The 13,810-nt window shown below is 46.9% G+C and carries 13 protein-coding genes; 9 read left to right on the top strand and 4 right to left on the bottom strand.

Annotated elements, in window-relative coordinates; all coding sequences use genetic code 11:
- Window positions 1–270 (top strand): group II intron maturase-specific domain-containing protein (locus BLQ32_RS20035; protein ID WP_280513356.1); only part of this gene is annotated, 270 nt, incomplete at its 5' end.
- 125 nt (window positions 271–395) lie between these two features.
- Here the strand turns inward: BLQ32_RS20035 and BLQ32_RS10775 are convergent.
- From BLQ32_RS10775 to BLQ32_RS10765, 3 genes are read right to left on the bottom strand one after another with little or no spacing between them, the layout of a single operon-like run.
- Window positions 396–1,730 carry a CoA-disulfide reductase gene (locus tag BLQ32_RS10775; protein ID WP_074510306.1) on the bottom strand — a complete coding sequence of 445 codons (1,335 nt, stop codon included), beginning with the start codon at window positions 1,728–1,730 and terminating at the stop codon, window positions 396–398.
- 10 nt (window positions 1,731–1,740) lie between these two features.
- A complete protein-coding gene (locus BLQ32_RS10770) occupies window positions 1,741–2,595 on the bottom strand; it encodes a DegV family protein (RefSeq protein ID WP_036804324.1) in 855 nt (284 codons plus the stop codon).
- Between the two features lie 13 nt (window positions 2,596–2,608).
- Window positions 2,609–3,421, bottom strand: coding sequence for a Cof-type HAD-IIB family hydrolase (locus tag BLQ32_RS10765; RefSeq protein ID WP_074510305.1), 813 nt, complete (start codon window positions 3,419–3,421; stop codon window positions 2,609–2,611).
- A gap of 175 nt (window positions 3,422–3,596) precedes the next feature.
- Between BLQ32_RS10765 and BLQ32_RS10760 the strand changes: the two genes are divergently transcribed.
- The 3 genes from BLQ32_RS10760 to BLQ32_RS10750 all read left to right on the top strand — a co-directional run bounded on the left by BLQ32_RS10760 (window position 3,597) and on the right by BLQ32_RS10750 (window position 6,998).
- Window positions 3,597–4,364, top strand: a complete 768-nt coding sequence (locus BLQ32_RS10760; protein WP_074510304.1) for a prolyl oligopeptidase family serine peptidase — start codon at window positions 3,597–3,599, stop codon at window positions 4,362–4,364.
- 66 nt (window positions 4,365–4,430) lie between these two features.
- Window positions 4,431–4,739 carry a metal-sulfur cluster assembly factor gene (locus tag BLQ32_RS10755; protein WP_036804315.1) on the top strand — a complete coding sequence of 103 codons (309 nt, stop codon included), beginning with the start codon at window positions 4,431–4,433 and terminating at the stop codon, window positions 4,737–4,739.
- 123 nt (window positions 4,740–4,862) lie between these two features.
- Window positions 4,863–6,998 carry an ATP-dependent Clp protease ATP-binding subunit gene (locus BLQ32_RS10750; RefSeq protein ID WP_074510303.1) on the top strand — a complete coding sequence of 712 codons (2,136 nt, stop codon included), beginning with the start codon at window positions 4,863–4,865 and terminating at the stop codon, window positions 6,996–6,998.
- 31 nt (window positions 6,999–7,029) lie between these two features.
- Here BLQ32_RS10750 and BLQ32_RS10745 read toward each other — a convergent pair whose 3' ends face one another.
- Window positions 7,030–7,215 (bottom strand): YjzD family protein, encoded by a 186-nt coding sequence (locus BLQ32_RS10745; protein ID WP_036804313.1) that lies wholly within the window; start codon window positions 7,213–7,215, stop codon window positions 7,030–7,032.
- Window positions 7,216–7,402: 187 nt separating this feature from the next.
- Here BLQ32_RS10745 and BLQ32_RS10740 point away from each other — a divergent pair, with 187 nt between their 5' ends.
- The 5 genes from BLQ32_RS10740 to opp4A all read left to right on the top strand — a co-directional run bounded on the left by BLQ32_RS10740 (window position 7,403) and on the right by opp4A (window position 13,663).
- The gene (locus tag BLQ32_RS10740; RefSeq protein ID WP_036804311.1) at window positions 7,403–8,335 is read left to right on the top strand and encodes a beta-ketoacyl-ACP synthase III; all 933 of its coding nucleotides are present in this window, start codon (window positions 7,403–7,405) and stop codon (window positions 8,333–8,335) included.
- Window positions 8,336–8,362: 27 nt separating this feature from the next.
- Window positions 8,363–9,604, top strand: a complete 1,242-nt coding sequence (gene fabF / locus BLQ32_RS10735) for a beta-ketoacyl-ACP synthase II (RefSeq protein WP_036804309.1) — start codon at window positions 8,363–8,365, stop codon at window positions 9,602–9,604.
- Window positions 9,605–9,854: 250 nt separating this feature from the next.
- Window positions 9,855–10,901: an ABC transporter ATP-binding protein gene (locus BLQ32_RS10730; protein WP_074510302.1), complete on the top strand. Its 1,047-nt coding sequence runs from the start codon at window positions 9,855–9,857 to the stop codon at window positions 10,899–10,901.
- A complete protein-coding gene (locus BLQ32_RS10725) occupies window positions 10,898–11,908 on the top strand; it encodes an ABC transporter ATP-binding protein (protein WP_074510301.1) in 1,011 nt (336 codons plus the stop codon). The genes BLQ32_RS10730 and BLQ32_RS10725 overlap by 4 nt, the downstream gene beginning before the upstream one ends.
- Window positions 11,909–11,935: 27 nt before the next feature.
- The gene (gene opp4A, locus BLQ32_RS10720) at window positions 11,936–13,663 is read left to right on the top strand and encodes an oligopeptide ABC transporter substrate-binding protein (protein WP_074510300.1); all 1,728 of its coding nucleotides are present in this window, start codon (window positions 11,936–11,938) and stop codon (window positions 13,661–13,663) included.
- Window positions 13,664–13,810: the final 147 nt, after the last annotated feature.

Raw genomic sequence — 13,810 nt, 5'->3', positions numbered from 1 at the left:
AGCGTATTCAAAGACCTCGAATCGTGGATTCGAAGAAGGCTCCGCATGTGCATATGGAAAGATTGGAAGAAGCCGAGTACGAAAGTGAGAAAACTCATCGGGTTGAGTATCCCGAAAGGGAAGGCTTATGAATGGGGCAACTCGCGAAAGAGCTACTGGCGAATTTCAAAAAGTCCCGTATTGCACAGAGCCCTCGGAAACTCCTACTGGAGTTCCCAAGGACTCAAAAGTCTGGTCGCACGTTATGAAACTTTGCGTCATCCATCTTAATTGAACCGCCGTATACCGAACGGTACGTACGGTGGTGTGAGAGGTCGGGAGTTAATCACTCCCTCCTACTCGATTATGCTTGGCATTTGATAATTCTCGATGCCATGGCGGTTATCTCTTTATCTTCACTTTCCAAACGCTTTGTAGCCCGCCATGTTGATTGGGTCTTTTGGCGACGAATAGGGAGGGGCATAGCTCAGTTCCAATGCCTGCAAGTCGTCGATTGTCAGCCCTGCGTAAATGGAGGTTACAAGCACATCGATCCGTTTGTCGACGCCTTTGCCGCCGATGCACTGGGCGCCGAGGATTTTTCGGCTGGCTGCATCGTAATGGATTTTCAACATGATTTTCGCATGGTCGGGATAATAGCCGGCATTGGAATTGCCTTGATGAATAACGGTTTTATAGATTAATCCTTTGTCGCGGATCGTCCGTTCGTTCAGGCCGGTCATCCCCGCTGTCAGCGAAAAGATTTTGACGACCGAAGTGCCGAGCAGCCCTTTTTTCGGTATGGCATTGCCGCTCAGCTTCTGGGCAATTAAAAATGCTTGCCGGTGGGCAGGCCAGGCGAGCGGAACCCGTTTGGCTTCGCCGGTGATCAGATCGGTATTTTCAGACGCATCACCCAGCGCAAAGATGGAGGGGTCTTCCGTCTGCATATATTCGTTGGTTACAATTCCACCGGTTTTGCCGATTGGAAGCCCGGCTCCTTCGGCCAATTCCGTGTTCGGCTTTATGCCGACGCTCATGATGATGAAATCCGCTTCCAGCTGGCTGCCATCGGACAGTTCTACCTTTTGCGGCCCGGCTTTCGCAATTACCGCGTTTTTATGCAATTGGATATTGTTCGCTGCCAGCTCAGCTTCAATTCGGTCGGAAATATCTGGATCGAGAATGGACATGACTTGGCTTGATTTGTGGACAATCTGAACGTTGAGGCCCAGATGCTTCAAGTTCTCAGCCATTTCCAAACCGATAAACCCGGCTCCTGAGATGACACAGTTTCTCGGCTTGTTTTCAGCGATAAATTGCTGGATACCTCGCATGTCCTCATAGCTGCGGAGCACAAACACATTGGCAGAAGATAGGCCGACGATTTCGGGTATGACCGCAGAACCGCCGGGAGCCAGGATGAGCGTATCGTACGATTCGACAAATTGTTCGCCGGAATCCAGATTCCGGACGAGGAGCTGTTTGGCTTCTCGCCGGATTTCCAGCACTTCATGCTTCAGGAACACGTCAATATTCCGTTTTTCCTTGAATTGCTGCGGATCTGCCATCAGCAAAGATTCAGGTTCTTTGATGATATTGCCTATAGCGTAAGGGGTGCCGCAGGCGGCGTAAGACATCGTTGAATCCCGGTCGAAAATGATGATGTCTGCATCCGGATCGTAAAAACGGATTTGGCCGGCTGCTGTAGCACCGCCGCCTACTGCACCGACAATGACAATTTTACTCACAACATCCACCTCACATATCGACTTGATTCAAGTAAAAAACAGCAAGAGTGCCTGGCCCTGTATGGGCGGCAATCACAGATCCGATCATGTAAATATCCACTTGTTTAGGATGGAGGCTGTCTTCGATTTCTTTTTTCAGCAAATGGGCAAATTCCAAGTCATCGCCATGGCTGATGGCAATCGTCTGTTTACCCCAATCGGCGCCGCGTTCCTGCATTAATTCGACCATCCGCCGCAACACTTTTTTCCGGCCGCGCAGTTTTTCAATCGGGACCAGTTTGCCGTCTTCCACATGCAATAGCGGTTTAATGTTCAGCAATCCGCCGACAAAAGCGCTGCCTTTGGAAATGCGGCCGCCTTTGGCCATATAGTCCAAGTCTTCAACAGTGAAAAGGCTTTCCATATGTTCGGCCATAAAACGGGTCTTTTCTATAATTTCGTTCAGGGAATGGCCGGCAGCGCGAAGCCGGGCCGCCTCTTTTACAAGCGTGCCATAGCCAAGAGATGCCGCTTTTGAATCAAGGATGGTCAGTTTCAATTCCGGATACTCTTCTCGCACTTGGTCGGCTACCATCACCGCTGTGCTGTATGTACCCGATAATTCTGAAGAAAAGGCGATGTAATACCCTTCGTCGCCGGATTTGGCCAATTGCTCAAAAGCGTTTAACATTTCTTCCGGGGATACTTGGGACGTTTTTGGATGGATGTCCGAACGGATGGCATCATAAACTTGTTTGGAATGGATGGTGCGGATGTCTTCATAGTCCTTATCTCCAATATGAACGCGGAGAGGGAACAAAATCACATCTTCTTCTGTGAAAAATTGTTTCGGCAAATCAGAAGCGCTGTCTGCAAATAATCTCATGTAAATCCTCCTTTTACGATTTAAGTTTTAACCGGTCAATCAGTAATTCGGCAATGCCGTCTTCATTGTTTGTCAATGTGATTTCGTTCGCGATGCTCTTTAAAGGGTCAATCGCATTGCCCATTGCGACTCCGACTCCGGCAAATTCAATCATTTCCAAGTCGTTGTCTTCATCGCCAAAAGCGATGATGTTCTCGCGGGAGATGCCGAGCGATTTGGACACACGGTCCAGGCCGACAGCTTTGTTCAAGCCGCTTTTGACAATTTCAATCACATGCCAAGGAGCTCCCCAGCGGCGATGGTCAATCACTTCGGCGTGGACTTCGTTCAGATGGTCATGGATCAAGCCGACTTTTTCATAAGGTGCATGAATGAGCAAAGAAGTCGGATCCACTTTCAAGTAATTCCGCAAATCTCCCGCTGTAATCGACGGGTCGCCGAATCGGAAAATATCCATTAGTTTCTCGTCGTGGTGATGGACGTAGACGTCGTCAAGCACTTCAGCCACGATGTTATGGAAATTGAAATCATGCATCGATTCGACAACTTCATGAACCACATCCAATGAAATCGGTGTATGGTGAACTCCCCAGTTGTTGTTCAGCGGATGGTGGACAAATGCTCCGTTGAAATTGACGATCGGGGTAGTTAAACCCAGTTCTTTATAATAAGGTTCGCTTGAACGGTAAGGGCGCCCGGTGGCGATCATTACCTGATGGCCGGCTTCCAAAGCGTGCTTCAAGGTTTGCTTTGTTTTTTCTGAAATGACTTTCTGGTCGGTCAATAATGTGCCGTCTAAGTCAAGGACGATTAAATGCTGTTTCATCTTATTCCGTCTCCTTTCTCTCTCTAGCTCTAGTGTAGCGATAACAGAAGGGTTTCGTCAAAATTTCTTGAAGGGTTCGCTGTGTTTCTTTATATAAAAAATTGTGTGAAGAGCTTCGGATTGTTTGCCGACTTCCGAGAACATTGGTAGGATATGTATGAAGGAAGTGAACGAAATGATAGTAGAACGCGAAAAATGGAATAACATTCCACTGCTTCATATATACCCGGAAGGCAAGAAAAATGAAAGCCTGCCTACAGCGGTATTTTTCCATGGACATATGAGCGCCAAGGAACATAACTTGCACTATGCCTATCAAATGGCGGAAAAAGGGATGCGTGTCCTGCTACCGGATGCACATTTGCACGGGGAGCGGGAAGAAGGGCTTGATGAAGTGCAGATGAGCCTACGCTTTTGGGAAGTTGTTTTAACTTCTATAGAAGAATTAGCATACATACATAAAACCATTCACGAAAAACAATGGGCAAAAGGCGAACTGGGCATAGGCGGGACGTCGATGGGCGGCATTACAACGCTCGGAGCTTTGACGGTTTATCCGTGGATCAAAGCTGCAGCCGTCATGATGGGTGCACCCAACTACGTTCAGCTGGCAAAAGCACAGATGGCCCAATTTGAATCGAAAGGATTCAAACTGCCGATTACCGCTGAAGAAAGAAAACAGATGCTTGCTACACTTGCCCGCTTTGATGCCACCAAGAACAAAGGCATCTTCAATAAACGCCCGGTCTTTTTCTGGCACGGAGAGCAGGATACGACAGTGCCGTATAGTCCGACATTCAGCTTTTTCAAAGCGTTGAAAGAAGAATACGAGGAAGTTCCGGAGCATCTTCATTTCATGGGCGAAAAAGAAGCGGGGCACGCCGTTAGCCGCACGGGGATGCTTGCTGCTACAAGATGGCTGGCCGAACATACGGCCGAATAAGCAGGGGAATTTCATTTCAGCCCGAAGTTTGTTAAGATGAGAAGAGCAGAAAAAGGAGGGATTCTTATGGATCAAGATATGAAAGACAGCATCATGGGTGCTTTGGAACAAGTCATTGACCCGGAACTTGGAGTGGATATTGTCAACTTGGGCCTTGTATACGATGTCGAGATGTCAGAAGAGGGCTTTACAGTAGTCACAATGACATTGACTTCAATGGGATGTCCAATGGGACCTCAAATCGTTGATATGGTGAAACATGCACTATACGAATTGCCGGAAGTAAGCGAAGTCGATGTGAAAATCGTCTGGCAGCCGGTATGGGGCAAAGACAAAATGTCGCGCTACGCGAAAATGGCGCTCGGCGTCCGTTAATCAAAACCTTCAGGAATCTATTTCCTGGAGGTTTTTTTATTAGCATATCATTTGCCTTCTCTACTGAAATTGCATATAATCAAATTAGTCAAAGAAGGTCAAACTCTTAAAGGAGTGAAGAAAATGGTTCAATTTGCTAATCAAGAACAAAAATCGCCGTTGGAACAATACGGCCGAAACATGGTGGAACAGGCGAAAAGCGGGAAAATGGATCCTGTGATCGGGAGAGACCAGGAAATTCGCAATGTCATCCGCATTTTATCGCGTAAAACCAAAAACAATCCGGTGCTGATTGGTGAGCCGGGCGTCGGGAAAACCGCAATTGTCGAAGGGCTGGCCCAGCGGATTGTCCGCAATGATGTGCCGGAAGGTTTGAAAAACCGGACGATCTATGAGCTCGATATGAGCTTACTGATTGCAGGCGCCAAATACCGGGGAGAATTTGAGGAACGCTTAAAAAGTGTTTTAAAACAAGTGAAAGACAGCAACGGGGAAATTATTCTTTTTATTGATGAGATCCACACGATTGTGGGAGCGGGCCGCACGGAAGGCGCCATGGATGCAGGGAATATGCTGAAGCCAATGCTGGCGCGCGGCGAGCTGTTCTGCATTGGTGCTACGACACTGGACGAGTACCGCATGCACATCGAAAAAGACCCGGCGCTTGAACGCCGGTTCCAGCAGGTCATGGTGCGTGAGCCGTCTGTCGAAGACACGGTTTCAATTTTGCGGGGCTTGAAAGAGCGTTTTGAACTGCATCATGCCGTGCGCATCCATGACCGGGCAATTGTAGCGGCAGCTGCGATGTCCGATCGGTATATCACAGAACGGTTTTTGCCGGACAAAGCAATCGATTTGATTGACGAGGCATGTGCCATGATCCGGACGGAAATCGATTCCATGCCGCAGGAATTGGATGAAACCACACGCCGTCTGATGCAATTGGAGATTGAAGAACAGGCGCTGCAAAAAGAAAAAGACACGGCCAGCATTACGCGCCTTGAAACATTGCGCAAAGAAATTGCCAAATTGAAGGAGTCATCTTCGGGCATGCAGCAGCAATGGAAAACAGAAAAAGAGTCGTTGAAAAAAATCCAGGAAAAACGCGAGAAGCTGGATCAATACCGCCGACAACTGGAAGACGCGGAAAATAAGTACGACTTGAATGCCGCTGCCGTGCTGCGCCACGGAAAAATTCCGGAATTGGAAAAAGAATTGGCGGCTCTTGAAGGGGAACTGAAAAAAGACGGAGCTGCCCGGTTGTTGCGGGAAGAAGTGACTGACGATGAAATTGCCGGAATCGTCGCCAGATGGACAGGAATTCCGGTGACGAAGCTGGTGGAAGGCGAACGCGAGAAATTGCTGCGCCTCGGCGACACCTTGAAAGAGCGCGTCATTGGCCAGGACCGGGCAGTCGAGCTTGTGACGGAAGCGGTATGGCGTGCACGCGCCGGCATCAAAGATGAACAGAAACCGATCGGTTCATTCATTTTCCTTGGCCCTACGGGAGTCGGGAAAACGGAACTGGCGAAATCGCTTGCAGCGAACTTGTTTGATTCGGAAGACCATTTTATCCGGATTGACATGTCGGAGTATATGGAAAAACATAGCGTCTCCCGTCTTGTCGGCGCACCTCCTGGCTATATCGGCTATGAAGAAGGCGGCCAGTTGACGGAAGCCGTCAGACGCAATCCGTACTCAGTGGTATTGCTCGACGAGATCGAAAAAGCGCATCCGGATGTCGCAAATATTCTGCTGCAGATTTTGGACGATGGCCGCATTACAGATAGCCAGGGACGGCTCGTCAACTTCTCGAATACGGTCGTCATCATGACTTCAAATATTGGTTCTGCTTATATTGGAGCAAAAGATACCGAGCACAACATTGAAGACATTGTCATGTCGGAACTGCGGAAGCACTTCAAACCCGAGTTATTGAACCGGATTGACGATATCGTGATTTTCCATGCTTTGAACAATAGCCACTTCTACGGCATTGCAAAGAAAATGCTGGCTGAATTGGCAAAACGCATGAAACAGCAGCAGCTTGGCCTCGAAGTAGACGACTCGGTAATCGAGTATATCATTGAAGCGGGAACGGATCCGCTGTTCGGAGCCCGTCCATTGAAACGTTTTATCCAACGCGAAATTGAGACGAAAATTGCTCGGGAAGTGATCAAAGGCGACCTTGCGCCAAACACTGTTTTGCATTTAGTTATGGACAACGGTAATTTAATCATCAACAAAAAAGAAGCGTAATCCGGATTCCGGATTACGCTTCTTTTTATGATTAATGCTTTTCAGCTACAGGCTCATCCGGGATAATTGCAGAAATTACAAAGATCAGGACAGAAACCGCTAGAGAAACATAAACGCCCAGCATAAAATCAAACGGTACGTTTTGGACTGCGCTTACTACGTAGTTCAACAAAGAAATTAATAAAAATGACCAGAAGAATGTTCCAATATATTGCATCAGTTTCACCTCAACATAGAAATATCTTCTATCATCATATCATAGAGCCTCTCTGACAGAAAGAAAGTTTATCATTTTAAAAAATAATTTGTCGGAAGTATGTCAGTAAGTTGAAAAAATTATTGAAAGGGCGTATTATTATTACCAGGTACTAATAATTGATGTTAAGTGAAAAGAGGGACCAATAATGAATGCAGGAATTATCGGCATAGGCAGATGCCTGCCTGAAGATAAGTTAACGAATTTCGATCTGGAAAAACGCATGGATACTTCAGATGAGTGGATCCGTACGATGACCGGGATTGAAGAGCGCCGGATTGCAAAAGATGATCAGGATACCTCCCATATGGCGCTGGATGCAGCAAAGAAAGCCATTGCGGATGCTGGAATAGACCCGGCAGAAATCGGCCTGATTCTGGTTGCGACTGTAACACCGGACCAGCCGTTCCCTTCGATGTCATGTGCCATCCAACAGGAAATTGGTGCAGTCAATGCTGCTGCAATGGATCTTTCGGCCGCTTGTGCAGGCTTTATGTATGGCCTCGTAACTGCAAAACAATTTATTGAATCTGATGTATATAAATATGTTCTCGTTGTGGGAGTAGAAAAATTATCTAAAATTACCAACTGGGAAGACCGCAACACGGCTGTGCTTTTCGGGGACGGAGCAGGAGCTGCCGTTCTCGGGAAAGTATCGGAAGGGCGCGGAATCCTTTCCTTTGAGCTGGGTGCGGACGGCACTGGCGGAAAACATTTGTACCAGGATGAATACTTGGTGATGAATGGCCGTGAAGTGTTTAAATTTGCTGTTCGCCAAATGGGCGAATCTGCGGCAAATGTCATTGAAAAAGCAGGGCTAAGCCAGGAAGATGTAAACTTCCTGATTCCGCACCAAGCGAATATCCGGATTATGGAAGCGTCAAGAGAACGTTTAGGCCTGCCGATTGAAAAAATGTCGAAGACGATCCATAAATACGGCAATACATCTGCAGCTTCTATTCCGATTTCACTTGTTGAAGACGTCGAAGAGGGACGGATCAAAGAAGACGATGTCGTCGTGATGGTCGGCTTTGGCGGCGGATTGACTTGGGGCGCAATAGCAATGAGATGGGGCAAATAATTGGACAAGCGAAAGGAAGAAGATAGAATGACGAATCGTCGAGTAGTAATCACTGGAGTCGGTGCTGTAACTCCATTAGGAAACAACATAGAGACAACTTGGGAATCCGTAAAAAATGGCGTATCAGGAGTTGGTCCACTGACAAGATTGGACGCGGACCAGTATCCGGCTAAAGTGGCTGCCGAAATCAAAGACTTCTCCATCGAAGATTACATTGAGAAAAAAGAAGCCAGAAAAATGGACCGCTTTACGCATTACGCATTGGCATCATCGATTATGGCGATGAAAGATGCCGACCTTGAACTGGATGAAAAAACGGCTCTTCGCACAGGCGTTTGGATTGGATCAGGAATTGGTGGAATGGAAACAATCGAAAACCAGTTGGAAGTATTGAATAATCGCGGCGTGCGGCGAGTAAGCCCGTTCTTCGTGCCAATGATCATTCCGGACATGGCATCGGGCCAAGTTTCCATTTACTTTGGCGCCAAAGCCATCAACTCCTGTTCGGTTACTGCATGTGCTTCGGGCACGAACTCAATAGGCGACGCCTTTAAAGTGATCCAGCGCGGCGATGCCGATGTGATGATTTCCGGTGGCGCAGAAGCTCCGATTACACGCTTGTCTGTTGCCGGTTTCACCGCAAATACGGCGTTGACGACGAACCCTGACGCAGCGACAGCTTCTCGTCCGTTCGACAAAAACCGTGACGGATTTGTCATTGGGGAAGGCGCTGGGATTGTAATTCTGGAAGAGTATGAACATGCTAAAGCACGCGGCGCCAAGATTTATGCGGAAATCGTCGGCTACGGTTCTACCGGCGACGCCCATCATATCACCGCTCCAGCTCCAGGAGGAGAAGGCGCGGCTCGTGCGATGGAACAAGCATTGGCAGACGGCGGCGTTGAAAAAACGTCGATTGGCTACATCAATGCCCATGGAACGAGTACACCATACAACGATTTGTTTGAAACGATGGCAGTCAAAACTGTATTTGGGGAACATGCCTATAAATTGGGCATGAGTTCAACAAAATCAATGACGGGCCATTTGCTTGGCGCTGCAGGCGGCGTTGAAGCTATTTTCACTGCATTGTCGCTGAAAGAAGGCATCATGCCGCCGACAATCAACTACGGTACACCGGATGAAGAATGTGATTTGGATTATGTGCCAAACGAAGCGCGGCTTGGTGATTTCACTTATGCGATGAGCAACTCATTAGGATTTGGCGGCCACAACGCCTCAATCGTCTTAAAGAAATTTGAAGAATAGTATTTGAAGTTAACCGCCAGGCTGCTAAAGCCTGGCGGTTTTTTTACGTTTAAGGAAATATATCCAAAAAAATAAAGTTAAATACATTACTTTTGAAACCTTGGTGTGTAAGGATTTTGGCCTTGTTTAAGTTTTTGCAATAGTTTAATGATTACTAAAATTTTGAAAAAGCCATTGATTATGTAATGTTTTTGTAATAAACTTTAATCAATCCAAATTAACAGAAAAAAAAGAATTTTGAGGTGTTGACATGACAGTTAAATACTCATCCGATAAGACGGCACCCCTTCTTCAAGTAAAAAATCTTCAAACCGGCTTCAAGATTGACGGAGAATTTTACAACGCTGTAGAAGGCGTTTCGTTTGATGTAAATCGCAAGAAAATTGTCGGGATTGTAGGAGAATCAGGCTGTGGAAAAAGCGTAATGTCGCTGTCGATCATGCAGTTGCTGCCGCCGGGCATCGGCAAGATCCGCGGTGGTGAAATTGAATTCGAGGGAGAAAATATATCCAAGCTGTCGGATAAGAAAATGAATAAACTCCGCGGAAAAGATATATCGATGATTTTTCAGGAGCCGATGACTTCGCTCAATCCCGTATTTACGATAGGGTACCAAATCGAAGAAGTTATATTGAACCACGAAAATATCACGAAAAAAGAAGCACGCCTCCGATCGGTTTCACTGCTTAAAAGTGTCGGAATCCCCCGCGCTGATAAAATCGTGAACGAATACCCCCACCAATTGTCAGGTGGCATGAGGCAGCGCGTTATGATTGCGATGGCGATTGCCTGCCAGCCCAAACTATTGATTGCCGATGAACCGACGACTGCACTCGATGTAACGGTGCAGGCGCAGATTCTGGAATTGCTGAAAGGCATCCAGGAAACCAATGACATGTCCATTATTCTCATTACACACGATCTTGGAGTGGTAGCAGAAATCTGTGACGAAGTCATTGTCATGTATGCAGGGAAAATTGCAGAACGGGCGTCTGTAGACGAACTGTTCAACCATCCGAAGCATCCTTATACAGATTTATTGATGAAAGCGATTCCGAAAATGGATGAAGATGTAGAAAAATTGGCGACGATTGACGGGTTGGTTCCTTCTATTATAAATATGCCTCAAGTGGGCTGCCGTTTTGCGAACCGTTGTCCGAAAGCGATGCCGGAATGTTTGACTGTTACGCCTCAGCTCGGGGCAGTGGCACGAGACCATGAAACTGCGTGCCTTCTTTATGAAGAAAGCTGGCCGGAAGGAAATAAACCACAAAATGAAGGGGCTACAGTTTTATGACAACACGAGACTTCATACAAGAAAGAATTGATAGCTTGGAAAGCAGGGAAGTACTGCTGGATGTGCAGAATCTTAAAACTTATTATCCTGTGACCGGCGGTTTTTTTAAGCGAGTGGTCGGCAATGTAAAAGCGGTGGATGATGTTTCGTTCACCATCCGACGAGGAGAGACGCTCGGCCTTGTCGGGGAATCCGGCTGCGGAAAATCGACGACTGGCCGAACCATACTGCGGCTGTTAAAGCCTACCGGCGGCAAAATCCTTTTCGAAGGAAAAGATATCACCAAAGTGTCGGGATCCAAACTCCAAAAAGCACGACGCGATTTTCAAATGGTTTTCCAAGACCCTTATGCATCATTGAATCCGATGCAAATGGTTGGAGATATAATTGCCGAGCCGATTCTCAATTACGAGAAGCGCAATAAACAAGAATTGGAACAAGAGATCAAGTCTTTATTGACTCGCGTTGGACTTCCCGAGGAGGCCTATTATAAATACGCCCATGAGTTCTCAGGAGGCCAGCGCCAGCGCATCGGAATTGCCCGGGCACTTGCGCTGAACCCAAAATTGATTGTGGCCGATGAGCCGGTTTCGGCATTGGATGTTTCGGTCCAGTCACAAGTACTAAATCTGCTGAAAGATCTGCAGAAAGAATTCGATTTAACTTATTTGTTCATTGCGCATGACTTGAGCGTAGTAAAGCATATGAGCGATCGAATCGGAGTCATGTATTTGGGCAATCTCGTCGAGCTTGCTTCAAATAGAGATTTATACAGAGAACCGCTGCATCCCTACACACAGGCTTTGATTTCTGCAATCCCGGAACCGAATACGGCGATTAAGAAAGAACGGATTGTGCTGCAGGGCGATGTACCAAGCCCGCAAAATCCGCCATCCGGGTGCCCGTTCCATACGCGCTGCCCGATGGCAATGGACATCTGCTCGAAAGAGAAGCCGCCATTAAAAGAAGTGCGGCCGGGCCATCACGTTGCGTGTTTGCTGTATTAAATCAAAAAACATTTAGGGGGAAAATGAATGAAGAACAGGAAGTTATTCTGGCTATTTGCATTGATTCTTGCCCTAGCTGCCTTTTTAGCAGCTTGTGGAGGAGATGAAGGCAGCTCGTCAAAAGATAATGCATCCAAAGACGACAGCAAAGATTCAGCAGCAGAAGGCGAACCGCAAAAAGGCGGTACGATGGTTTACGGAATTGATGCTCCACCTGAAGGGTTATTTAACCCAGCATTTTATGGTATTGCTACAGATGCTGAAATTATCGACCTATTTGATGAGTCATTGATCACTTATAATGAAAAATTAGAACCGGAACCAAACGTAGCTTCTTGGACAACAGAAGACAATAAAGTCTTCAACTTCAAGTTTAAAGAAGGCGTGAAATGGCATAACGGCGAAGAACTGACAGTCAATGACTGGTTATTCGCTTTTGAAACAATCGCGAGCCCTGACTATGACGGCCCGCGCTATACAAACGTCCAGACAATTGAAGGCGCAGAAGCTTTCCGCAAAGGAGAAGCTGACACAATTTCTGGGGTTGAAGTCGTGAACGACTACGAAATCAACATCACTTTTGACCAGCCGCGAGTTAACAACTTAACAAACCTTTGGTCTTACCCGCTTCCAGAATCCGTTCTTGGAGACGTACCGGTTGCTGAAATGTCGGCATCTGAATGGGTACGCACGACGCCAATCGGCATCGGGCCATTCAAAGTGGATAAAATCGTTCCTGGTGAATCGGTTGAAATGTCACGTTTCGACGAATACTGGAATGGCGATGTGAACTTGGATAAAATCGTTGTCCGTGTAATCGACAACTCTTCAGTAGTTGGCGCTTTGCAAAACGGCGATGTGGATATGATCAGCCTTCAGCCGGTTTCAGGGCCTGAAGTAGAGCCTTTGGAAAATGTAAATATCGTTACGTACCCTGGGCTATCTTACTACTATGTAGGATTCAAGCTTGGCAAGTTCGACAATGAAAAACAGACCATCACTGAAGAACTACCAAAATACCAGAGCAAAGAACTTCGCCAAGCGATGATGTACGCCATCAACCGCCAGGAATGGGTAGACGCATTCTTCTTCGGCTACGCGAAAGTTGCAAACAAACCGGTTCCGACTGCTCACTGGAACGCTGCAGACGACAGCGAATTGAACACGTATGAATACGATCCGGAAAAATCAAAAGAAATGCTTGATGCTGCCGGATATAAAGATACAAACGGCGACGGCTTCCGTGAAGATCCGAACGGCGACGAGTTTGTTGTGAAATTCTCCCACTATGCAACAGGAAACCCGACATTCGAGTCACGCGCACAAGCGATCACGCAATACTGGGAAGAAGTCGGCATTAAATCAGAATTGGAAATGGTCGAAGTTAACCTGTATTACGAAATGATCGAAAAAGACGATCCTGCTATTGAAACATTCTTTGGAGGATGGGGAACTGGATCAGATCCGGATCCATCAGGCCTTTGGAAAGCAAATCAATTGTGGAACTACCCTCGTTACAACAATCCAAAAGCGGACAAATTGCTTGATGACGCTTTGAACATTGATATTGTCGGTACGGACCAGCAAAAACGTACGGATTTGTATATCGAATGGCAAAAGATTGTAAACGAAGAAGTTCCAATGCTTTACATTGCAGAACTTGAAGAAATCCGAGCTTTAAACCAGCGTGTTGGCGGCGCGAAGTTTGATGTTTCTGGCCAAAACAGTCCTGCTGAATGGTTTGTAACAGAATAACAGGCATGGATGAACATTCAACGATGGGCTGAAAAAAGCCCATCGTTGAATAATTATATGGATGCTCTTATGCACGGTAAGGAATGCTTGAAGGCAAGCAGCTCTTACCGTGCGGGAGAGCGCAACTAAGACTAACACGGACAAGGA

The sequence above is a fragment of the Planococcus glaciei genome, from assembly GCF_900099655.1.
Classification (GTDB): Bacteria; Bacillota; Bacilli; order Bacillales_A; family Planococcaceae; genus Planococcus; species Planococcus glaciei.
This window is presented reverse-complemented; position numbering and strand designations above follow the sequence as displayed.

What these genes read in the sequence shown, in the direction of transcription:
- BLQ32_RS10770 (WP_036804324.1), bottom strand. Translation starts at nt 2,595, where the DNA reads ATGAGATTATTTGCAGACAGCGCTTCTGATTTGCCGAAACAATTTTTC.
- BLQ32_RS10765 (WP_074510305.1), bottom strand. Translation starts at nt 3,421, where the DNA reads ATGAAACAGCATTTAATCGTCCTTGACTTAGACGGCACATTATTGACC.
- BLQ32_RS10760 (WP_074510304.1), top strand. Translation starts at nt 3,597, where the DNA reads ATGATAGTAGAACGCGAAAAATGGAATAACATTCCACTGCTTCATATA.
- BLQ32_RS10755 (WP_036804315.1), top strand. Translation starts at nt 4,431, where the DNA reads ATGGATCAAGATATGAAAGACAGCATCATGGGTGCTTTGGAACAAGTC.
- BLQ32_RS10750 (WP_074510303.1), top strand. Translation starts at nt 4,863, where the DNA reads ATGGTTCAATTTGCTAATCAAGAACAAAAATCGCCGTTGGAACAATAC.
- BLQ32_RS10745 (WP_036804313.1), bottom strand. Translation starts at nt 7,215, where the DNA reads ATGCAATATATTGGAACATTCTTCTGGTCATTTTTATTAATTTCTTTG.
- BLQ32_RS10740 (WP_036804311.1), top strand. Translation starts at nt 7,403, where the DNA reads ATGAATGCAGGAATTATCGGCATAGGCAGATGCCTGCCTGAAGATAAG.
- fabF (WP_036804309.1), top strand. Translation starts at nt 8,363, where the DNA reads ATGACGAATCGTCGAGTAGTAATCACTGGAGTCGGTGCTGTAACTCCA.
- BLQ32_RS10730 (WP_074510302.1), top strand. Translation starts at nt 9,855, where the DNA reads ATGACAGTTAAATACTCATCCGATAAGACGGCACCCCTTCTTCAAGTA.
- BLQ32_RS10725 (WP_074510301.1), top strand. Translation starts at nt 10,898, where the DNA reads ATGACAACACGAGACTTCATACAAGAAAGAATTGATAGCTTGGAAAGC.
- opp4A (WP_074510300.1), top strand. Translation starts at nt 11,936, where the DNA reads ATGAAGAACAGGAAGTTATTCTGGCTATTTGCATTGATTCTTGCCCTA.